Source organism: Pseudomonas sp. B21-012 (genome assembly GCF_024749305.1).
Taxonomy (GTDB): Bacteria; Pseudomonadota; Gammaproteobacteria; order Pseudomonadales; family Pseudomonadaceae; genus Aquipseudomonas.
Window position 1 is genome coordinate 1,057,870 of the sequence record NZ_CP087197.1, and the last position, 21,435, is coordinate 1,079,304.

Genomic DNA, 21,435 nt, shown 5'->3' on the forward strand with positions numbered 1-21,435 from the left:
GATTTCCTTATCACGGCTGTTGATCGATATAGGTCGTGGTGCTCGCATCCAGCGAGGCGATCAGTTCCGGCGAACCGCCGCGGAACTGGCGGAACAGATTGCGCGACACCGACTTGCCGGAGGTGTCCAGCGGCACCGTCAGGGTCGGTTGGAAGCGCTCGGTCAGTTCGGCGTAGTCGCTCCACGGGCCAATGTAGGACTCGTTGAAACCGTTGACCACGCTCACCGCATAACGCACGGCATGGCCGGGCAGCCAGTTGGGCTGGCTCGGTACCTGGGTCTGCCAGCCGTCGGCGCGAATGCTCGGGGCGCTGGCAGGGGCATCGAGGTAGCCGGTGGGTTTGTTCGGGCTGTAGTCCTTGAGCAGCAGGTAGGTACTCCAGCCCCACCAGTTGTCGATCTGCGCCGGGTCATTGAGGTTGTTGACGTCGGCGCGGCGCATCAGCTTGCCGTTGCGCAGGGCAAACAGTGGGGCGAAGTTGCCTGGCACCTGTCCTTCCACGGCAGCTTGCAAGTCAGCGGCGATGCGCAGCGCACCATAGGCTGTCGGCGCCGGCAGGTTGCCGGTGTCGAATGCCTGGAAGATCTCATCGGCAGACTTCTGCACCGCCAGGCCCACCTGTTTGCGGTTGGCGACGTCGATGCTGTCGAAGTAGCGCTTGTCGCCATAGCCGCGCCAGGTATTGCCCTGGGCATTGCGCAGCACCAGGCCGTACTTGCTGTCTTCATCGTGCATGAAGCGCGAGATCAGCGAGCCGAGATCGGCCGGGGTGACGTTGTCCTTGATTGCCTTGCGCGGTACCCGCACGTGGCCGGCGGAGAACAGGTCAGTGAGGAAGTGGTCGGCGAAGGCGTTCATCGCGTAGGCCAGTTCCAGCTGCCCGTCATCGCCGCTGGCGCGAGCTTTCACGGCCTGGCGCAAGGCGGCGGTATGGCCGGCGACATACGCCAGCAGCGCCCATTCACCGAAGTGGTCCCAGTTGCTGGCGGCCAGCTTGAGATAGCGACCCAGGGGGAACATCGGCGAAACGAAGCTGCCGCCGCCGGTGATCTTGTTCCACTCTTCCGAGAGGGTGTCGCCCAACTGATCGTAGGCTTCATGTGGCTGGCGACCGTCTTTGATCGCCTGGTTGGCGGCGGCGATTTCCCGCTGCATGACCGCGAGGATCTTGCCGGCTTCTTCCCGGGAGGCGGGAAGCACGGCCAGTGAATCAAAGGCGGCGACAAAACGTTCAACGCGTTCTTCGGCCGTGGCGCCATCGGCAATCGGCCGCTCGGGAATGCCATAGAAATCACCACCCAGGGCGACGATCTGGCCGTAGCTTAGGCTCAGGCCATTGGCCAGGTGCAGGGCGACTTTCCAGGCCGGGATCGGCGCGCTGTCGTGGCTGAAGCGCAGCAGGGTGTTGTCGCCAATGGCGGTGTGTTCGCCGCCTTCAAAGCGCAGCACCGGTTTGCCACTGGCGGGCGGTTTGGCCGCCAGGCCAAGGCGGTGGTATTTGATCGTGTGATGGCCGTCGAGCACCAGCACCAGGTGGGCGTCGGGGCCGGGAATGTTGATGCCGCTGACGCTGAACAGGGCGTCGAGGTCGGCGACCACGGTGGTGGCGAGCGCCTTTTGGGCGTGCAGTCCAGTTTGCATACCTGACATATTCAACTCCTTTGAGATGTCATGGATTTACCTAAGCAACTGTATGTATATACAGTTGTTTCGATCATATCCAAACCATTTCCTACGTCAACAACTCTTTTTTCTTACACAGGAATACGATTCATCAATCGGTGGCTGACGTATCATTAGCCCCCTAACGACAGCCATCGGGACCACCCTGCATGCTCGCCCTCTTTATCCAGACGCTGAACATCACGGCGCCGGTGTTCGCCATGCTGTTCATGGGCGTGCTGCTCAAACGCATCAAGGCCATCAACGACGACTTCATCCACACCGCCTCGTCGCTGGTGTTCAACGTGTGCATGCCGGCTTTGCTGTTTTTGGGGATCTACCACGCCGACCTGACGGCGGCGGTCAAGCCCGGGCTGCTGGTGTTCTTCGTGGTCGCCACCCTGGGCAGTTTTGCCCTGGCCTGGGGCTTCGCCCTGTGGCGCTGCCCGCGTGAAGACCGCGGCATCTACACCCAGGGCGGCTTTCGCGGCAACAACGGGGTTATCGGCCTGGCACTGGCGGCAAGCATGTATGGCGATTACGGCATTTCGCTGGGGGCGATCCTCGCCGGCCTGGTGATACTGCTGTACAACTCGCTGTCGTCGGTGGTGCTGGCGGTGTACAGCCCGAGCATGAAGTCCGACCCCTGGAGCATCTGCAAGAGTATCCTGCGCAACCCGCTGATCATCAGCGTGCTGCTCGCCACGCCCATGGCCTACGGGCAAGTGCCGCTGCCCAACTGGTTGCTGACCTCCGGTGATTACCTGGCGCAGATGACCCTGCCGCTGGCATTGATCTGCATTGGCGGTACCCTGTCGCTGGCGTCACTGCGCGAAAGCGGTGGCTTGGCGGTCAGCGCCAGCCTGGTGAAGATGATCTGGTTGCCGGTGATCGGCACCCTGGCGGCCTGGCTTTGCGGCTTTCGCGGCGCGGAGCTGGGTATCCTGTTCCTGTACATCGGCAGCCCGACCGCCGCGGCCAGTTATGTGATGGCCCGCGCGGCCAACGGTAACCATGAACTGGCCGCCTCGATCATCGTAATTACTACGCTGATGGCCGCCATAACCACGAATATCGGCATTTTCCTCTTGCAGTGGGGCGGCTGGATCTAGATTCTGTGCCGACAATAAAGCCAACACTGCCTTCCACCTTCAAGGACATTTCATGCAAGAACAGAACCCCCCAGAGCGATTACAGCGCGGGTTGAAGAATCGCCATATCCAGTTGATTGCCCTGGGTGGCGCCATCGGTACCGGCCTGTTCCTGGGTATTGCCCAGACCATTCAAATGGCCGGTCCGGCTGTGCTGCTGGGGTATGCGATTGCCGGCCTGATGGCGTTCTTTATCATGCGCCAGCTGGGCGAGATGGTGGTCGACGAGCCGGTAGCCGGCAGCTTCAGCCACTTTGCCCACCGCTACTGGAACGAGTTCGCCGGTTTTGTTTCCGGCTGGAACTACTGGGTGGTCTATGTGCTGGTCGGCATGGCCGAGCTGACGGCCGTGGGTATCTACGTGCAGTACTGGTGGCCGGACTTCCCGACCTGGGCGACGGCGGCGATCTTCTTCGTGGTGATCAACCTGATCAACCTCACCCAGGTGAAGGTCTACGGCGAAATGGAGTTCTGGTTCGCCCTGGTCAAGGTCATCGCCATCGTCAGCATGATCGGCTTTGGCGCCTGGCTGCTGGCCAGCGGCAATGGCGGGCCGGACGCCAGCGTCGCCAACCTCTGGCAGTACGGCGGCTTCTTCCCCAATGGCTTCAGCGGTTTGCTGATGGCCATGGCGGTGATCATGTTCTCCTTCGGCGGCCTGGAACTGGTCGGTATCACCGCTGCCGAAGCCGACAACCCGCGCCACAGCATCCCGCGTGCCACCAACCAGGTGGTCTATCGCATCCTGATTTTCTACATCGGCGCCCTGGCGGTGCTGCTGTCGCTGTACCCGTGGCAGAAGGTGGTGCAGGGCGGCAGCCCGTTCGTGATGATCTTCCACAACCTGGACAGCAACCTGGTGGCGACCATCCTCAACGTGGTGGTACTGACCGCCGCGCTGTCGGTGTACAACAGTTGCGTGTACTGCAACAGCCGCATGCTGTTCGGCCTGGCCAGCCAGGGTGACGCGCCGCGTGCGCTGCTCAAGGTCAACCGCCGTGGCGTGCCGCTGACGGCCCTCGGTGTTTCTGCCCTGGCCACCGGCTTGTGCGTGCTGATCAACTACCTGATGCCGGGCGAAGCCTTTGGCCTGCTGATGGCTCTGGCGGTCTCGGCGCTGGTGATCAATTGGGCCAGCATCAGCATCACCCACCTTAAATTCCGCCGCGCCAAGCAGGCGTCGGGCGAGTCGACCTTCTACAAGAGCTGGGGCCACCCGGTGACCAACTACCTGTGCCTGGCGTTCATCGGGCTGATTCTGGTGGTGATGTACCTGACTCCGCCGATCCGCATTTCGGTGATGCTGATCCCGGCCTGGATCGCCACCCTGGGTGTGGCGTTCTGGCTGAAGAAGAAAAGTCAGAAGGCCGTCGTCGTCAGCAACTGACGGCCTTGGCGCAAGTGATCGATCAGCTCTGCGGGTAGCTGTCGATCACTTCCTGGGCGGCGCGAAAGGCATCGACCGCTGCCGGCACGCCGGCGTACACCGCGCAGTGCAGCAGCGCCTCGCGAATTTCCTCGACCGTACAACCGTTGTTCAGGGCGCCACGCACGTGGCCCTTGAGCTCCTGCGGGCATTTGAGTGCGGTGAGGGCGGCGAGGGTGATCAAGCTGCGGGTTTTCAGCGGCAGGCCTTCGCGGCTCCAGACGCTGCCCCAGGCATGTTCGTTGACGAAGTCCTGCAGCGGCTGGCTGAAGTCGGTGGCATTGCTCAAAGCGCGATCGACGAAGGCATCGCCCATGACCTGGCGGCGAACCTGTTCGCCGGATTTGTTGTTGTCGCCCATGTTGTTTTCCTTAGTGTTGGCGGCGCCAGGCACGCAGGGTGGTGTACAGCAGCAACGCCCCCAGTGCTGGCAATGCGTAGAACAGCATCAGTTTTTCAAGTCGGCTGGCCAGCGGCATGCCGGTGGTGAAGGCCACCACATGCAGACCATAAGCCAGATACAGGCAGAGGAACACCAGCCCTTCGGCGCGGGTCACCCGGTAACCGGAGTAGAACACCGGCAGCGCCAGCACCGCGACCCCGAGCATCACCGGCAGGTCGAAGGCCAGGGCATTGGGCGAGATCGACAGCGGCTCGGGGGCGACCAACGCGGTCAGGCCGAGCACCGCCAGCAGGTTGAACAGGTTGCTGCCGATCACGTTGCCCACGGCGATCTCCCGCTCGCCACGCAGGGCGGCGATCAGCGAGGTGGCCAGTTCCGGCAGCGAGGTGCAGACCGCGACCACAGTCAGGCCGATGACCCGCTCTGACAGGCCCAGGTCTTGCGCCACCTCTACCGCTGCCTCCAGCAGCAGATGACCGGCCAGGCTGAGCAGGCCAAGCCCGGCCAGCATCAGCAGCACACTACCAAGCCAGAACCGGCCGCCACGCTGCGGGCGCGGTCCGGGGGACGGGTAGGTGCGCGCGTGGTGGCGGGACTGGTGCCAGAGGATCGCCAGGTAGCCGAACAAGCCACACAGCAGCAGGGCTCCTTCCAGGCGCCCGAGCAGTTCGTTGAAGGCCAGCAGGTACACCGCCAGGCTCGCGGCGATCATCAGCGGGATATCCAGGCGAACCAGCTGGCGCGAGACCCGCAGCGGGATGATCAGCGCGGCCAGGCCCAGGGTCACGAGGATGTTGAAGATGTTACTGCCGATCACGCTGCCGACCGCGACATCCGGCGCGCCGGTGTAGGCCGCCTGCAGGCTGACGGTCAGTTGCGGCGCGCTGCTGCCGAATGCCACCAGGCTCAGGCCGATGATCAATGGCCGCACTTGCAGGCTGGCGGCCAGGCGCAGGGCGGCGCGCACCAGCAGTTCGGCGCCGGCGATCAGCAACAGCAGGCCGATGCTCAACTGCAGCAGGCTGAAAGTGGGTAAAGCGGCCAGGTCGAAAATGGTCGGGCTCCGGGGTCAGGTCAATCGCTGAGACTTTGTACCCGTACGCGCGCGGTTCCGCTACGGATCATCCCGAGTTTATCCGCGGCGGCGCGCGACAGGTCGATCAGCCGGCCACGGGTATGCGGGCCGCGGTCGTTGATGCGCACCACGACGCTGCGTTCGTTGTTGAGGTTGGTGACCTTGACCCGCGTGCCGAAGGGCAGGCTGCGGTGGGCGGCGGTCATGCCGTGCTGGTTGAAAGGCTCGCCACTGGCGGTGCGTTTACCGTGGTGACGGGAGCCGTAATAGGAGGCGGTGCCGGTCTTGTCGTAACCGCGGGGGTCGATATCGTGGCTGGCGCAGCCGGCCAGCAGGGTGAAAAGCGCGAGTGCGCTGAGGGGACGCCACATGTATGCAGATGCTCCGTGGGGTGGCCATCGCCGGTCAAGTCGGGTCGCCGCACCGCCGCTCCCACAGCAACAATCAATCCTGTGGGAGCGGCGGTGCGGCGACCCGACTTGACCCGCGATTTAGCAGGCGACGCGATTACCCTTCGAGCTTGCTCTTGAGCAATTGGTTCACTTGCTGCGGGTTGGCCTTGCCTTTGGAGGCTTTCATGGCCTGGCCGACGAAGAAGCCGAACATCTTGCCGCGCTTGGCTTCATCCGCAGCGCGGTATTGCTCGACCTGCTTGGCGTTGGCGGCCAGCACTTCGTCCAGGACCTTCTCGATCGCACCGCTGTCGGTGACCTGCTTGAGGCCCTCGGCTTCGATGATCTGGTCGGCATCGCCGTCGCCGGCGGCCATCTTCTCGAACACCACCTTGGCAATCTTGCCGCTGATGGTGTTGTCGAGGATGCGCTTGAGCATGCCGCCCAGGTGCTCGGCAGTGACCGGCGACTGGTCGATTTCCAGGCCCAGCTTGTTCAGCAGGCTGCCCAGCTCGACCATGACCCAGTTGGCGGCAAGCTTGGCGTCGCCGCACACACCGACCACTTGTTCAAAGTAGTCGGCCTGTTCGCGGCTGGTCGCCAGGACGTTGGCGTCATAGGCCGAAAGGCCGAACTGGCTCTGGAAGCGCTCACGCTTTTGCGGTGGCAGTTCCGGCAAGGTGGCGCGCACCTCTTCAAGGAAGGCGCTTTCGATGACCACCGGCAGCAGGTCCGGGTCGGGGAAGTAACGGTAGTCGTTGGCTTCCTCCTTGCTGCGCATGGAGCGGGTCTCGTCCTTGTTCGGATCGTACAGGCGGGTTTCCTGGATGACCCGGCCGCCGTCTTCGATCAGCTCGATCTGGCGCTGCACTTCGGTGTTGATCGCGCGCTCGATGAAGCGGAACGAGTTGACGTTCTTGATCTCGCAGCGGGTACCGAACTCGGCCTGGCCCTTGGGGCGTACCGAGACGTTGCAGTCGCAACGCAGCGAGCCTTCGGCCATGTTGCCGTCGCAGATGCCCAGGTAGCGCACCAGGGCGTGGATGGCCTTGACGTAGGCCACGGCCTCCTTGGCGTTGCGCATGTCCGGCTCGGAGACGATCTCCAGCAGCGGGGTGCCGGCGCGGTTGAGGTCGATGCCGGTGGAGCCGCTGAAGTCTTCGTGCAGGCTCTTGCCGGCGTCTTCTTCAAGGTGCGCACGGGTGATGCCGACGCGCTTGACCGTGCCGTCTTCGAGGGCGATGTCCAGGTGGCCCTTGCCGACGATCGGCAGTTCCATCTGGCTGATCTGGTAGCCCTTGGGCAGGTCGGGGTAGAAGTAGTTCTTGCGCGCGAACACGTTGTGCTGGCCGATCTCGGCATCGATGGCCAGGCCGAACATGCAGGCCATGCGCACCGCTTCCTGGTTGAGCACCGGCAGTACGCCGGGCATGCCCAGATCGATCAGGCTGGCCTGGGTGTTCGGCTCGGAGCCGAAAGTGGTGGCGCTGCCGGAGAAAATCTTCGACTGGGTGGCGAGCTGGGTGTGAATCTCCAGCCCGATGACAACTTCCCATTGCATGTGGTGATCCCTCAGAAGCCGTTAGGTGCGCGAGTGTGCCAGTCAGTCACTTGCTGGTAGCGGTGCGCGACGTTGAGCAGGCGGCCTTCGTGGAAATACGGTGCCAGCAGCTGCACGCCAACCGGCAGACCATCGACGAAACCGGCCGGCATCGACAGGCCTGGCAAGCCGGCGAGGTTGGCGGTGATGGTGTAGACGTCTTCCAGGTACTCGGCGACCGGGTCGTTGTTCTTGGCGCCGATCTTCCAGGCCAGGTTTGGCGTGGTCGGGCCGAGGATCACGTCGACGTCGTTGAAGGCCGACATGAAATCGTTCTTGATCAGGCGGCGGATTTTCTGTGCCTGCAGGTAGTAGGCATCGTAGTAACCGGCCGACAGGGCGTAGGCCCCGACCATGATCCGGCGCTGTACTTCAGGGCCGAAGCCTTCGCCGCGGGAGCGCTTGTACAGGTCGGTGAGGTCGACCGGGCTCTCGCAGCGGTAGCCGAAACGTACACCGTCGAAGCGCGACAGGTTGGACGAGGCTTCCGCCGGGGCGATCACGTAGTAGGCCGGGATGGCGTGCTGCATGTTCGGCAGGCTGATTTCCTTGACCACCGCGCCGAGCTTTTCCAGCTCCTTGACGCTGGCCTGGACCAGGTCGGCGATGCGCGGGTCGAGACCGGCACCGAAGTATTCCTTCGGCAGGCCGATGCGCAGGCCCTGGAGCGAGGCGTTGAGGCTGGCGCTGTAGTCCGGCACCGGTTCGTCGATGCTGGTGGAGTCCTTGGCGTCGAAACCGGCCATGCCTTGCAGCAGCAGCGCGCAGTCTTCGGCAGTGCGGGCCAGCGGGCCGGCCTGGTCGAGGCTCGAGGCGTAGGCAATCATGCCCCAGCGCGAAATCCGACCGTAGGTCGGTTTCAGCCCGGTCAGGCTGGTCAGCGCTGCCGGCTGTCGGATCGAACCACCGGTGTCGGTGGCGGTGGCGCCAGGCAGCAGGCGCGCGGCAACCGCGGCCGCCGAGCCACCGGACGAACCGCCCGGCACGTGCTCGAGGTTCCACGGGTTTTTCACCGCACCGTAGTAGCTGCTCTCGTTGGCCGAACCCATGGCGAATTCGTCCATGTTGGTCTTGCCCAGGGTCACGGCGCCGGCTTCGGCCAGCTTGCTGACCACGGTGGCGTCATACGGCGCCTTGAAGTTGTCGAGCATCTTCGAGCCGCAACTGGTGCGGATGCCCTGGGTGCAGAACAGGTCCTTGTGGCCGATCGGTGCACCGAGCAGGGCGCCGCTCTCGCCGGCGGCGCGGCGGGTGTCGGCGGCCCGGGCCTGGCTGATGGCCAGGTCTTCGGTGACGCTGATGAAGCTGTTGATTTGCGGGTCGAGCTGGTTGATGCGCGCCAACAGGGCGCGGGTCAGCTCTTCGGAAGAAAACTTCTTGTCGGCGAGTCCGCGGGCGATCTCGGCCAGGGTCAGTTGATGCATGGCAGGCTCTATTCCCTTACTCGATGACTTTCGGAACCAGGTACAGGCCGTTTTCCGTCGCCGGGGCGATGGCCTGGTAGCTGTCGCGATGGTTACTTTCTGTTACCACGTCGGCGCGCAGGCGCTGGGTGGCTTCCAGAGGGTGGGCCAGTGGCTCGATGCCAGTGGTGTCGACCGCTTGCATCTGGTCGACCAGTCCCAGAATACTGTTCAGGGCATCGGTAGTGCGTGGCAGATCGGCTTCATTCAGGCCCAGTCGGGCCAAATGAGCGATCTTTTCCACGTCGCAGCGTTCAAGCGCCATGGGGATCTCCTGGGAAAACAGAAACGGATTTGCTCCGCGATGAGGAACATGCTGGCAGTATTACGGTCATAAGGCCGCGATCATGTGCAGGCTTGCTCGGAAAAACCGCCAATTTAACATATTGGTGCCTTGCCCAAAATCCCCGCCGTTGTTAGAGTTTGCCGCACTTTTTTACCCACGCGTTGCCTAGGGTCACTTTCCCATGTTCAAGAAACTGCGTGGCATGTTTTCCAGCGATCTTTCCATCGACCTGGGCACTGCCAACACCCTTATTTACGTGCGTGAGCGCGGTATCGTCCTGAATGAGCCATCGGTTGTGGCCATTCGTACTCACGGCAACCAGAAAAGTGTCGTCGCTGTCGGTACCGAGGCAAAGCGCATGCTGGGCCGTACGCCTGGCAACATTGCTGCCATTCGTCCGATGAAAGACGGCGTGATCGCCGATTTCAGCGTTTGCGAAAAAATGCTGCAGTACTTCATCAACAAGGTTCACGAAAACAGCTTCCTGCAGCCAAGCCCGCGGGTACTGATCTGCGTGCCGTGCAAATCGACCCAGGTCGAGCGCCGGGCCATTCGTGAGTCGGCGCTGGGCGCCGGTGCCCGTGAAGTGTTCCTGATCGAAGAGCCAATGGCCGCCGCCATCGGTGCCGGCCTGCCGGTCGAGGAAGCCCGCGGTTCGATGGTCGTCGATATCGGTGGTGGTACCACTGAAATCGCGCTGATCTCCTTGAACGGTGTGGTTTACGCCGAATCCGTACGGGTCGGTGGCGACCGTTTCGACGAAGCCATCGTCACCTACGTGCGCCGCAACTACGGCAGCCTGATCGGTGAGTCCACCGCCGAGCGCATCAAGCAGGAAATCGGTACCGCCTATCCGGGTGGCGAAGTTCGTGAAGTCGATGTCCGCGGCCGCAACCTGGCCGAGGGCGTGCCACGTGCCTTCACCCTGAACTCCAACGAAGTGCTGGAAGCGTTGCAGGAATCCCTGGCGACCATCGTCCAGGCGGTCAAGAGCGCCCTGGAGCAGTCGCCGCCGGAGCTGGCTTCGGACATCGCCGAGCGTGGCCTGGTGCTGACCGGTGGTGGCGCCCTGCTGCGCGACCTCGACAAGCTGCTGGCACAGGAAACCGGCCTGCCGGTAATCGTCGCCGAAGACCCGCTGACCTGCGTGGCTCGCGGTGGTGGCCGTGCCCTGGAAATGATGGACAAACACACCATGGACCTGCTCTCCAGCGAATAAGCCGGAACCCGCAGTTCACGCCGCCCGGTTTACAGGTAGTGCCCACAGTGCTACCTGTATGTGCTGGGCTGACGTCCGTGTGGGCGTCGTTTTCCGTCAATCCGCAAGCAGGCCGGTGCGTTGCCGTATGAATGACCTCTTGAATCGTCGTCCACGAGGAGCGGCCCATTAAACCGCTTTTCGCCAAGGGCCCTTCGCTGGGCGTACGCCTGCTCGTGCTGGTTGTGCTGTCGATCACCCTGATGGTGGTCGACGCGCGCTTCACCCTGCTCAAGCCAATGCGTAGCCAGATGGGCCTGGTGCTGATGCCGTCCTACCTGGTTACCGATCTGCCCCAGCGCGTGTGGCAGGGGGTTGCCAGCCAGTTTGGCAGCCGTACCGAACTCGCCGCTGAAAACGAAAAACTCAAGACCGAAGCCTTGCTCCTGCAAGGTCGCCTGCAGAAGCTGGCGGCCCTGACCGAGCAGAACGTGCGCCTGCGCGAGTTGCTCAACTCCTCGGCGCTGGTCAACGAGAAGGTCGAAGTTGCTGAGCTGATCGGCGTCGATCCCAATCCTTTCACTCACCGGATCCTGATCAACAAGGGCGAGCGCGATGGCGTGGTCCTCGGTCAGCCGGTGCTCGACGCGCGTGGCCTGATGGGCCAGGTGGTCGAACTGATGCCCTACACCTCGCGGGTACTGCTGCTGACCGACACCACTCACAGCATTCCGGTGCAGGTCAACCGCAACGGCTTGCGGGCAATTGCCAGCGGTACCGGCAACCCCGAGCGCCTCGAGCTGCGCCATGTGGCCGACACCGCTGACATCAAGGAAGGCGACCTGCTGGTCAGCTCCGGCCTCGGCCAGCGCTTCCCGGCCGGTTACCCGGTGGCCACGGTCAAGGAAGTGATCCACGACTCAGGCCAGCCGTTTGCCATTGTCCGGGCGATTCCGACCGCTGCGCTCAACCGCAGCCGTTACTTGCTGCTGGTGTTCACCGATAGCCGCTCGCCCGAGCAACGTGCCAGCGATGCCGCGATTGCCCAGGAAGAGGCTGATCGCCAGGGCCTGCCCGCTTCGGCGGCCGCGCCTGCGCCTGGCAGCGCCCCGGCTGCACCGGCTGCGGCCACCCCGGCGCCGGCTGCCACGACGCCAGCCGCACCGGCAACCAGTGCCCATCCGCCCGCCACGGCAGCCCCCGCAGCCCCTGCTGCGGTACCCGGCGCGCCAGTCATTTCCCGGGAGAGACACTGATGGTAAGCACCCGCAGCCGTAATGGCTGGGTCATCTGGCTGAGCTTTCTGATCGGCATGCTGCTCAGCGTGTCGCCCATGCCGCAGTTCGCCGAAGTGTTCCGGCCGATGTGGCTGGCCCTGTTGCTGGCCTTCTGGACCCTGGCCGTGCCGCACCGGGTCGGGATGACCACTGCATTCGTCCTCGGCCTGGCTGAGGATGTGCTGTATGGCACCTTGCTGGGGCAGAACGCCCTGGTGCTGACCCTGATCACTTTCCTGGTGCTGTCGTTGCAACAGCGCCTGCGGATGTTCCCGATGTGGCAGCAGAGCCTGGTGATCCTGGTGATTTTCGGCCTGGCCCAGTTGATCCAGCTGTGGCTCAGCGCCCTGACCGGCAACCGCTTGCCGACCCTGGCGCTGATCTGGTCGGCGGTCATCAGCGCCTTGCTCTGGCCGTGGATCAGCTATGGCCTGCGTGGTCTGCGCCGACGCCTGAGCATCAACTGAGCACTCACATTCAACGCTGACAGGGAGACGTCAAGATGACCCTGCTGTACCTGGCCTCTGGCTCGCCACGCCGCCGTGAGTTGCTGACCCAGATCGGTGTTCCCTTTACTTCGCTCAGTGCCGCGATCGACGAGACGCCGCTGCCCGCAGAGGCTGCAGCAGCTTACGTCGAGCGTCTGGCGCGGGAGAAAGCGTGCGCTGGCCTTGCGTCACTACCCGAAGGTAGCGAGGGCCCGGTAGCAGTGCTGGGCGCCGATACCGCCGTGGTGCTCGAAGGTCGAATTCTCGGTAAACCGCAAAACCGCGAAGATGCCCTGGCCATGCTGGCAGCCCTGTCCGGGCACGAGCACCAGGTAATGACGGCGGTGGCCGTGGCCGATCATCAGCGTTGCCTGAGCGTCAATGTCACAAGCCGTGTGCTGTTTCGCCCCATCAGTGCCGAGGAAGCCGAGGCCTACTGGGCCAGCGGCGAACCTGCCGACAAGGCCGGAAGCTACGCCATTCAGGGCCTGGGGGCGGTATTCGTCCAGCGCCTCGAGGGCAGCTATTCGGCCGTGGTCGGCCTGCCCTTGAACGAAACCGCCGAACTGCTCGGTCAATTCGCCATTCCCTGCTGGCAGCGTCTGCCGGCCTGTTGAGCGAGGATTAGCCAGAACTGCCCTAGCCAGTCGCCTGCGAGCGATCCATGATTACTGAAGTCCTTTGACGAGAGCCTGCCATGAGTGAAGAGATTCTGATCAACATCACACCGATGGAATCACGCGTGGCGGTGGTGGAGAACGGTGTACTGCAGGAGGTGCATGTCGAGCGCACCCAGCGCCGTGGCATCGTCGGCAACATCTACAAAGGCAAGGTGGTGCGGGTACTGCCGGGCATGCAGGCGGCCTTCGTCGACATCGGCCTGGACCGCGCGGCGTTCATCCACGCCTCGGAAATCTCCCTGCGCGAAGGCTCGTCGGTCGAGAGCATCAGCGCCCTGGTGCATGAAGGCCAGAGCCTGGTGGTGCAGGTGACCAAGGACCCGATCGGCTCCAAGGGCGCGCGCCTGACCACCCAGCTGTCGATCCCGTCGCGCTACCTGGTGTACATGCCGCGTACCAGTCACGTCGGTATTTCGCTGAAAATCGAAGACGAGGCCGAGCGCGAGCGCCTCAAGCAGGTGGTGACTGACTGCATCGCCCAGGAAAATATCCAGGACGCCGGTGGTTTCATCCTGCGTACCGCCGCCGAAGGCGCCGGGGCCGATGAAATCCTCATGGACATCCGCTACCTGCGCAGGCTCTGGGAGCAGATCGGCGCGCAGATCAAGACCGTCGGCGCGCCGACCGAAATCTACGAAGACCTCGGCCTGGCCCTGCGCACTCTGCGCGATCTGGTTAACCCGAAAATCGAGAAGATCCGCATCGATTCGCGGGAAACATTTCAGAAAACCACGCAGTTTGTCGCCGAATTGATGCCGGAAATCGCCGATCGTCTGGAACACTACCCGGGCGAGCGACCGATCTTCGACCTCTACGGCGTCGAAGACGAGATCCAGCGCGCCCTGGACCGCAAGGTGCCGCTCAAATCCGGCGGTTACCTGGTAGTCGACCCGGCCGAGGCGATGACCACCATCGACGTCAATACCGGGGCTTTTGTCGGCCACCGCAACCTTGAAGAGACCATCTTCAAAACCAACCTCGAGGCGGCCACCGCCATTGCCCGGCAACTGCGCCTGCGCAATATTGGCGGGATCATCATCATTGACTTCATCGACATGGAAGATGAAGAGCACCAGCGCCAGGTACTGCGGACCCTGGAAAAACAGCTGGAGCGCGACCACGCCAAGACCAACATCATCGGCATCACCGAGCTGGGCCTGGTGCAGATGACCCGCAAGCGCACCCGCGAAAGCCTCGAGCAGGTACTCTGTGAGCCCTGCTATTGCTGCCAGGGCCGGGGCAAGCTGAAAACCCCCGAGACCGTCTGTTACGAAATTTTCCGCGAGATCCTCCGCGAAGCCCGCGCCTACCAGGCTGAAGGCTACCGGGTGCTGGCCAACCAGAAAGTGGTCGACCGCCTGCTGGATGAAGAATCGGGTAACGTTGCCGAACTTGAAGCCTTCATTGGTCGAACCATTCGCTTCCAGGTCGAGTCCATGTATTCCCAGGAACAATATGATGTGGTGCTCCTCTGACTCGGTCTGAACAACATTGCGCAGTGCGCCGGCTGGCAAACCGCCGGGTTGCGGCCATAGTTAAGGCACGATCTGGAGGGCCACAGGCATGGAACGACTGATGCGCGTTCTCGGCGCCTTGACCCGCTGGGGGTTGGGCATCAGTGCCTTGCTGGCGGTGTTGGTGGCGCTTTATGTCAGTCTCGGCCGGCAGTTCATCCCGCTGGTGGCCGAGTACCGTGCCGAGGTCGAGGACAAGGCCGAGCAAGCCCTGGGCCTGCCGGTGCATATCGGTGCCCTGGAAGGGCACTGGAGCGGCCTGGCGCCGATCGTGCGGGTACGCGATATCCAGGTCGGCGAAGGGCCCAGTGCCCTGCGCCTGGACGGCGTCAGGCTGGTGCCGGACCTGTGGGCCAGCCTGGTCGAGCGCCAGGTGCGCCTGGCCAACCTCGAAGTTGGCGGCCTGCAACTGAGCCTGCGCGAGGACCAGAACGGCGCCTGGGCCCTGGAAGGCCTGCCGAAAAAAGACGACAAACCACTCGACCCCGAGCAACTGCTCAAGCAGATCCAGGTGGTGTCGAAAGTCACCGTGGTCGACAGCCAGGTGACCCTGGAGCCGTTCCAGCGCGAACCCATGACCCTCACCTACGTCAGCCTCGGCCTGCAGACCGGCAGTGTGCGCCAGCGCCTGGACGCGCGGCTGACCCTGCCCGATGGCCAGCCACTGGCGTTGAGCCTGCGCAGCCGGATTCGCCCCAGCCAGTGGCGCGACGGTGAAATCGATGCCTACCTGAGCCTGCCGCAAAGCGACTGGGCGCGCTGGCTGCCGCCACGCCTGCTGGGCCAGTGGCAGGCCACTGAGCTGCGCGCCGGTGGCGAGCTGTGGCTGAACTGGGGCAAGGGCCAGTTGCAAAGCGCGGTGGTGCGCCTGAATGCGCCAGAGCTGCGCGGCAATCATGCCGAACGCAAGCCCGTGCAGATTGACAACCTGGCCCTCAATGCCTGGTTCCAGCGCGGCGACAAGGGCCTGGAGGTGCTGGTCGACTCGCTGGCCATGAGCCTGGGCAAGACCCGCTGGGAATCCCATGTGCAGCTCAAGCAGACGGCCGCGACCGAGTCGAGCGAGGAAACCTGGGCGATCCAGGCCGACCGTCTCGACCTGACCCCGGTTACGCCGCTGATCGACGCCCTGGCGCCGCTGCCGGAAAAACTCATGGCCGTGGTCGATGGCCTCAAGGTCACCGGGGCCTTGCGTAACGTGCGCCTGGATGTGCGGCCTAAAGCTACCGGCGACCAGCGCCTGAGTTTTGCTGCCAACCTTGAGCGGGTTGGCTTTGACGCCTATCACGGTGCACCGGCTGCCGGTAATGTCAGCGGCAGTATCAGCGGTGACCTCGGCCAGGGCGAACTGCGCCTGGATACCGATGCCTTCATGCTGCACCTGTACCCGATCTTCGAGAAACCCTGGCATTACCAGAAAGCCAACGCACGCCTGACCTGGCGCCTGGACCAGGAAGGCTTCACCCTGATCGCGCCGTACCTGAAGGTGCTGGGCGAGGAGGGCAAGATTGCCGGCGACTTCCTCATTCGCCTGCTGTTCGATGAAACCCGTGAAGACTACATGGACCTGCGCGTCGGCCTGGTCGACGGCGATGGCCGCTACACCGCCAAGTACCTGCCCGAAGTACTAAGCCCGGCGCTGGATGAATGGCTGCGCACGGCGATCCTCAAGGGCGCGGTCGATGAGGGTTACTTCCAGTACCAGGGCTCGCTCAACCACGGCGCCTCGGAGCAGGCCCGCAGTATCAGCCTGTTCTTCAAAGTCCATGACGCTGCCCTGGATTTTCAGCCCGGCTGGCCTCAGGTGCAGAAAGTCGCCGGTGACGTGTTTATCGACGACGATGGTGTGCGCATCAAGGCGCAAAGCGGACAGTTACTCAATACTCAGGTACGCAACGTCGAGGTCAACATTCCCCATGTTGCCGCCGGTGAACACAATCACCTGTACCTGGACGGCGAATTTGACGGCGGGCTCGTCGATGGCCTGAAGATCCTCCAGGACGCGCCTATCGGCACCGGGCCGATGTTTGCCGGCTGGGAGGGCGAGGGCGATCTCAAGGGCAAGCTCAAGCTGGATATTCCCCTGGCCAAAGGCCAGCAACCCAAGGTGGTCGTTGACTTCAATGTTCGCGATGCACGGCTGAAGATCGCTTCACCTGCCCTGGAACTCCATCAGCTCAAGGGTGACTTGCGCTTTGACTTCGACAAAGGCTTGAGCGGCGAGAACATCAGTGCGCGGGCTTTCGACAAGCCGATCACCGCGCAGATCTTTGCCGAAGGCAAGCCCGGGCAAATGCAGACCCGCATCAACGCCAAAGGGCAGATGCCGCTCAAGTCACTGACCGACTGGCTGCAGGTCAAACAGGCCCTGCCGCTTTCCGGGGAGCTGCCTTACCAGTTGCAGGTCAGCCTGGGCAGCCGCGACAACACCTTGACTGTCGATTCCAGCCTCAAGGGCCTGGCGGTGGATTTGCCCGCGCCGTTCGGCAAGGCCGCCAACGAGACCCGCAACAGCCAGTTCAGCATGGGCCTGCAGGGGCCGGAGCGGCGCTTTAATGTCACTTATGCCGACGTTGCCAAGGCCATCTACGCCGCGCCCATGGACAAGCTCGACCAGGGCCGCGGTGAACTGCTGTTCGGCGCCGGTACCGCACAGTTGCCGCCTGGCCAGGGCCTGCGTGTGCGCGGTCGCCTGGCCGAGCTGGACCTGGAGCCCTGGCAGAAGCAGTTCGAGCGCTTTGCCGGCAACGACCCGGGTGGCAGTGCCAAGCAGACGCTGCGTGGCGTCGACCTGAGTATTGGCCAGCTCAAGGGCTTTGGCCTGAACCTGGCGCAGGCGGTGGTGCGTGTCGATCGCGGCGGCAACCTCTGGGTCGTGCGCCTGGACAGCAAGGAAGTCATCGGCAACGCGCGGATCCCGGATGCCAAGGGCGCGCCGATGGTAATCAACCTGCAGACCATTCACCTGCCGGCCGCCGACCCCGCCGAAGCGTCTTCCGATGACGGCCCGGACCCGATGGCGAGTATTGATCCGCGCAAGATTCCGGCCGTTGATCTTTCCATCGACAAGCTGTTCCGTGGCGATGACCTGCTCGGCAGCTGGGCGGTCAAAGTTCGTCCGACTACCAAGGGCATCGCCCTCAATGACCTCGATGTCAGTGTCAAAGGCCTGCAGATCGACGGTAGCGGCGGTTGGGAAGGGGCGCCAGGGGCGAGCAGCAGTTGGTACAAGGGCCGTCTGGAAGGCAAGAACCTGGCGGACATCCTCAAGGCTTTCAACTTTGCGCCGACCGTCACCAGCCGGGATTTTCGCCTGGATGTCGACGGCCGCTGGCCCGGCTCGCCAGCCTGGGTCGGCCTCAAGCGCTTCTCCGGCAGCCTCGACGCCGCCTTGCGCAAAGGCCAGTTCGTCGAAGTCGAAGGTGGCGCCCAGGCCCTGCGCGTGTTCGGCCTGCTCAACTTCAACTCGATTGGCCGGCGCTTGCGTCTGGACTTCTCCGACCTGCTCGACAAGGGCCTGAGCTACGACCGGGTCAAAGGCCTGCTGGTGGCCAGTGAAGGGGTGTATGTGACCCGCGAACCGATCACCGTCACCGGCCCCTCCAGCAACCTTGAGCTGGACGGCACCCTGGATATGGTCCGTGACCGGGTCGACGCCAACCTGCTGGTGACCCTGCCGGTGACCAACAACCTGCCGATTGCCGCGCTGATCGTCGGTGCGCCGGCCATCGGCGGGGCGCTGTTCCTGGTTGATCGCCTGCTCGGTGACCGGGTGGCGCGCTACGCCAGCGTGCATTATCGCGTCGAGGGTCCGTGGAAAGAGCCTAAGATAAGCTTTATCAAACCTTTCGAAAAATCACGCTAGGAGCCGGGATGAAGTCAGCGGTTATCCAGATGGTCAGCCAGAGCGACGTTCTGGCCAACCTGGTGCGCGCCCGGCAACTGCTTGAGCAGGCAGCCGCAGGCGGTGCACGGCTTGCCGTGCTGCCGGAGAACTTCGCTGCCATGGGCCGGCGCGACAGCGCCGCAATCGGCCGCGCCGAAGCCCTGGGCGAAGGCCCGATCCTGCCCTGGTTGAAACAGACCGCCCGCGACCTCAAGTTATGGATAGTGGCCGGGACCTTGCCGCTGCCGCCGGTCGGCCAGGCCGAAGCCAAGGCCCATGCCTGCTCGTTGCTGATCGATGAGCACGGTGAGCAGGTGGCGCGCTACGACAAGCTGCACCTGTTCGATGTCGATGTCGCCGATAACCGTGGCCGCTATCGCGAATCCGATGACTACGCCCATGGCGGCCAGGTAGTGGTCGCCGATACCCCGGTCGGGCGCCTGGGCCTGAGCGTCTGCTATGACCTGCGCTTCCCCGAGCTGTACAGCGCGCTGCGCGAAGCCGGGGCTGAGCTGATCAGTGCGCCGTCGGCCTTCACCGCCGTGACCGGTGCCGCGCATTGGGAAGTGTTGATTCGCGCGCGGGCGATTGAAACCCAGTGTTATGTCCTGGCCGCGGCCCAGGGCGGAACTCACCCGGGGCCCCGGGAAACTTATGGCCATGCGGCGATCGTCGACCCCTGGGGGCGTATCGTCGCCGAACAGGCCAGCGGCGAAGCCGTGCTGCTGGGCGAACGTGACAGCAGCGAACAGGCGTCCATCCGGGCGCGGATGCCGGTGACCTTGCACCGGCGCTTTTTCTCGCAGGACGCCTTGCGGCCTGCGCACACCTCGGAGTGACTATGAGCGAGATGTTATCCACTGTCAGCGAACACCTGCTGGCGCCGGGCGGCCTGACCCTCGACAGCCTGCAGTCAGTGCTGGGCGAGCTGACTGGGCCAGGCATCGATGCCGCCGACCTGTACTTCCAGGGGCAGATTTCCGAATCCTGGGCGCTGGAAGACGGCATCGTCAAAGAAGGCAGCTTCAACCTCGACCAGGGCGTGGGCGTACGTGCCCAGTCCGGCGAGAAGACCGGTTTTGCCTACAGCAACGCCATCAACCTCGAAGCCCTGACCTCGGCGGCCCGTGCGGCGCGCTCGATTTCCCGTGCCGGGCAGAACGGCAGCGTGCAGGCGTTCAACAGCCAGGACGTTACCCAGCTGTATGGCACCGACAATCCGCTTGAGGTCATCAGCCGCGCCGACAAGGTCGAGCTGCTCAAGCGTGTCGACGCCGCCACGCGCAAGCTCGATCCGCGTATCCAGCAAGTCACCGTGAGCATGGCCGGGGTCTGGGAGCGCATCCTGGTCGCCGCCGCCGATGGCAGCCTGGCCGCCGACATTCGCCCGCTGGTGCGTTTCAACGTCAGTGTCATCGTCGAGCAGAACGGCCGTCGCGAGCGCGGCGGTCATGGTGGCGGCGGGCGTACCGACTACCGCTATTTCACCGACGAACGGGTCATGGGCTATGCCCGTGAGGCCCTGCGCCAGGCGCTGGTCAACCTCGAAGCCATCCCGGCGCCGGCCGGTACCCTGCCGGTGGTGCTCGGCTCCGGCTGGTCGGGCGTATTGCTGCACGAAGCGGTCGGCCATGGCCTGGAGGGTGATTTCAACCGCAAGGGCAGTTCGGCCTACAGCGGCCACATGGGCGAGAAGGTGGCTTCGAGCCTGTGCACCATTGTCGATGACGGCACCCTGGAAGGTCGTCGCGGATCACTGAGCGTCGATGACGAAGGTACCCCGACCGAGTGCACCACGCTGATCGAGAACGGCATCCTCAAGGGCTACATGCAGGACAAGCTCAACGCCCGCCTGATGGGCATGGCCCGCACCGGCAACGGCCGTCGCGAATCCTATGCGCACCTGCCGATGCCGCGCATGACCAACACCTACATGCGTGCCGGCGAAAGCGACCCGGCAGAAATCATTGCCTCGGTGAAAAGGGGTATTTACTGCGCCAACCTCGGCGGTGGCCAGGTGGACATCACCAGCGGCAAGTTCGTGTTCTCCACCAGTGAGGCGTACCTGATCGAAGACGGCAAGATTACCGCGCCGGTCAAAGGCGCAACCCTGATCGGCAACGGGCCGGAAGCCATGAGCCGGGTATCGATGGTCGGCAACGACCTGTCGCTGGACAGCGGTGTCGGTACATGCGGCAAGGATGGTCAGTCGGTGCCGGTGGGCGTTGGCCAGCCGACCCTGAAGATCGATGCGATCACCGTCGGTGGCACCGGCGCATGAAGATGAAACCGGGCAGGCAGGGCGCCTGCCCGTGTGCGGGGTTCAACGCAGGCCGCGTTGGACCTCGTCGAGTTCGCGGATGTACTTGAAGATCTTGCGGCTCGCGCTTGGCGGCTTGTTGCGCGCCAGCTCGTGCTGGGCCTGGCGGATCAGCGAGCGCAGTTGCTGGCGATCGGCATCGGGGTATTCCTGGACGAACTTCTCCAGGACCTCGTCGGTACCATCGATCAGCCGGTCACGCCAGCGTTCAAGGTTGTGGAAGCGCTCGTTGTATTGGCGCGAGGAGGCGTCGAGCTGGTCAAGCAGGGCATTGATCGCGTCGATGTCCTGGTCGCGCATCAGCTTGCCGATGAACGACTTGTGACGCCGTTTGGCCTCGTTCGCGGTGTGCCGCTTGTGCTCTTCCAGGGCCGCGCGCAACTCGTCGGTCAACGGCAGTTTGGCCAGGGTATCGGGCTTGAGCAAGGTAAGGCGCTCGCCCATCTCGACCAGCGCCTGCATTTCGCGCTTGACCTGGGTTTTGCTTTTTTCGCCGTCAAAGGCGGTGTCGTAAGAATCAACCATGGGGGCAGTCCGCTGAGAATCGCCGCCATGATAACCAGTCGGGGGCCGCTTGTCCGGTCCGGTCGTAGATTGACCCGCGCCGAACGCA

18 protein-coding genes are annotated in these 21,435 nt (G+C 63.7%); 10 read left to right on the forward strand and 8 right to left on the reverse strand.

Going from position 1 to position 21,435, the window contains the following annotated elements; genetic code table 11:
* Positions 1-10: 10 nt before the first annotated feature.
* Entirely contained in the window at positions 11-1,651 is a 1,641-nt protein-coding gene (locus LOY37_RS04805) for a phospholipase (RefSeq protein ID WP_258716388.1), read from the reverse strand.
* Between the two features lie 182 nt (positions 1,652-1,833).
* Here LOY37_RS04805 and LOY37_RS04810 point away from each other — a divergent pair, with 182 nt between their 5' ends.
* Together LOY37_RS04810 and LOY37_RS04815 are read left to right on the forward strand one after the other, a co-directional pair.
* Positions 1,834-2,775 (forward strand): AEC family transporter, encoded by a 942-nt coding sequence (locus LOY37_RS04810; RefSeq protein WP_258716389.1) that lies wholly within the window; start codon positions 1,834-1,836, stop codon positions 2,773-2,775.
* 52 nt (positions 2,776-2,827) lie between these two features.
* Complete coding sequence (locus LOY37_RS04815) at positions 2,828-4,201, forward strand: amino acid permease (protein ID WP_045196293.1); 1,374 nt, start codon at positions 2,828-2,830, stop codon at positions 4,199-4,201.
* 22 nt (positions 4,202-4,223) lie between these two features.
* On the opposite strand, the gene LOY37_RS04820 is transcribed toward LOY37_RS04815, so the two are convergent.
* The 6 genes from LOY37_RS04820 to gatC form a co-directional block, all read right to left on the reverse strand.
* Entirely contained in the window at positions 4,224-4,601 is a 378-nt protein-coding gene (locus tag LOY37_RS04820) for a carboxymuconolactone decarboxylase family protein (protein WP_045196295.1), read from the reverse strand.
* 10 nt (positions 4,602-4,611) lie between these two features.
* Positions 4,612-5,655 carry a calcium/sodium antiporter gene (locus tag LOY37_RS04825; RefSeq protein WP_045196297.1) on the reverse strand — a complete coding sequence of 348 codons (1,044 nt, stop codon included), beginning with the start codon at positions 5,653-5,655 and terminating at the stop codon, positions 4,612-4,614.
* A gap of 62 nt (positions 5,656-5,717) precedes the next feature.
* Complete coding sequence (locus LOY37_RS04830; RefSeq protein WP_093388150.1) at positions 5,718-6,089, reverse strand: septal ring lytic transglycosylase RlpA family protein; 372 nt, start codon at positions 6,087-6,089, stop codon at positions 5,718-5,720.
* Positions 6,090-6,225: 136 nt separating this feature from the next.
* Positions 6,226-7,671 (reverse strand): Asp-tRNA(Asn)/Glu-tRNA(Gln) amidotransferase subunit GatB, encoded by a 1,446-nt coding sequence (gatB, locus tag LOY37_RS04835; protein ID WP_258716390.1) that lies wholly within the window; start codon positions 7,669-7,671, stop codon positions 6,226-6,228.
* Between the two features lie 11 nt (positions 7,672-7,682).
* Entirely contained in the window at positions 7,683-9,134 is a 1,452-nt protein-coding gene (gene gatA / locus LOY37_RS04840) for an Asp-tRNA(Asn)/Glu-tRNA(Gln) amidotransferase subunit GatA (protein ID WP_258716391.1), read from the reverse strand.
* A gap of 16 nt (positions 9,135-9,150) precedes the next feature.
* A complete protein-coding gene (gatC, locus tag LOY37_RS04845; protein WP_045196305.1) occupies positions 9,151-9,438 on the reverse strand; it encodes an Asp-tRNA(Asn)/Glu-tRNA(Gln) amidotransferase subunit GatC in 288 nt (95 codons plus the stop codon).
* 202 nt (positions 9,439-9,640) lie between these two features.
* Between gatC and mreB the strand changes: the two genes are divergently transcribed.
* From mreB to tldD, 8 genes are all read left to right on the forward strand, one after another.
* On the forward strand, positions 9,641-10,678 hold the full coding sequence (gene mreB, locus LOY37_RS04850; protein ID WP_008371426.1) for a rod shape-determining protein MreB: 1,038 nt from the start codon (positions 9,641-9,643) through the stop codon (positions 10,676-10,678).
* 167 nt (positions 10,679-10,845) lie between these two features.
* Positions 10,846-11,913: a rod shape-determining protein MreC gene (gene mreC, locus LOY37_RS04855; protein WP_082075424.1), complete on the forward strand. Its 1,068-nt coding sequence runs from the start codon at positions 10,846-10,848 to the stop codon at positions 11,911-11,913.
* On the forward strand, positions 11,913-12,401 hold the full coding sequence (gene mreD, locus LOY37_RS04860) for a rod shape-determining protein MreD (RefSeq protein WP_045196310.1): 489 nt from the start codon (positions 11,913-11,915) through the stop codon (positions 12,399-12,401). Before mreC ends, mreD begins: the two co-directional genes overlap by 1 nt.
* A gap of 35 nt (positions 12,402-12,436) precedes the next feature.
* Positions 12,437-13,039 carry a nucleoside triphosphate pyrophosphatase gene (locus LOY37_RS04865; RefSeq protein WP_045196312.1) on the forward strand — a complete coding sequence of 201 codons (603 nt, stop codon included), beginning with the start codon at positions 12,437-12,439 and terminating at the stop codon, positions 13,037-13,039.
* An 80-nt stretch (positions 13,040-13,119) separates the two neighbouring features.
* Complete coding sequence (gene rng / locus LOY37_RS04870) at positions 13,120-14,577, forward strand: ribonuclease G (RefSeq protein WP_045196314.1); 1,458 nt, start codon at positions 13,120-13,122, stop codon at positions 14,575-14,577.
* A gap of 88 nt (positions 14,578-14,665) precedes the next feature.
* Entirely contained in the window at positions 14,666-18,481 is a 3,816-nt protein-coding gene (locus LOY37_RS04875) for a YhdP family protein (RefSeq protein WP_258716392.1), read from the forward strand.
* An 8-nt stretch (positions 18,482-18,489) separates the two neighbouring features.
* The gene (locus tag LOY37_RS04880) at positions 18,490-19,341 is read left to right on the forward strand and encodes a carbon-nitrogen hydrolase family protein (RefSeq protein WP_045196318.1); all 852 of its coding nucleotides are present in this window, start codon (positions 18,490-18,492) and stop codon (positions 19,339-19,341) included.
* A gap of 2 nt (positions 19,342-19,343) precedes the next feature.
* Positions 19,344-20,783: a metalloprotease TldD gene (gene tldD, locus LOY37_RS04885; RefSeq protein WP_258716393.1), complete on the forward strand. Its 1,440-nt coding sequence runs from the start codon at positions 19,344-19,346 to the stop codon at positions 20,781-20,783.
* A gap of 42 nt (positions 20,784-20,825) precedes the next feature.
* Here tldD and yjgA read toward each other — a convergent pair whose 3' ends face one another.
* Positions 20,826-21,347, reverse strand: a complete 522-nt coding sequence (yjgA, locus tag LOY37_RS04890) for a ribosome biogenesis factor YjgA (RefSeq protein ID WP_045196322.1) — start codon at positions 21,345-21,347, stop codon at positions 20,826-20,828.
* Between the last annotated feature and the right edge of the window lie 88 nt (positions 21,348-21,435).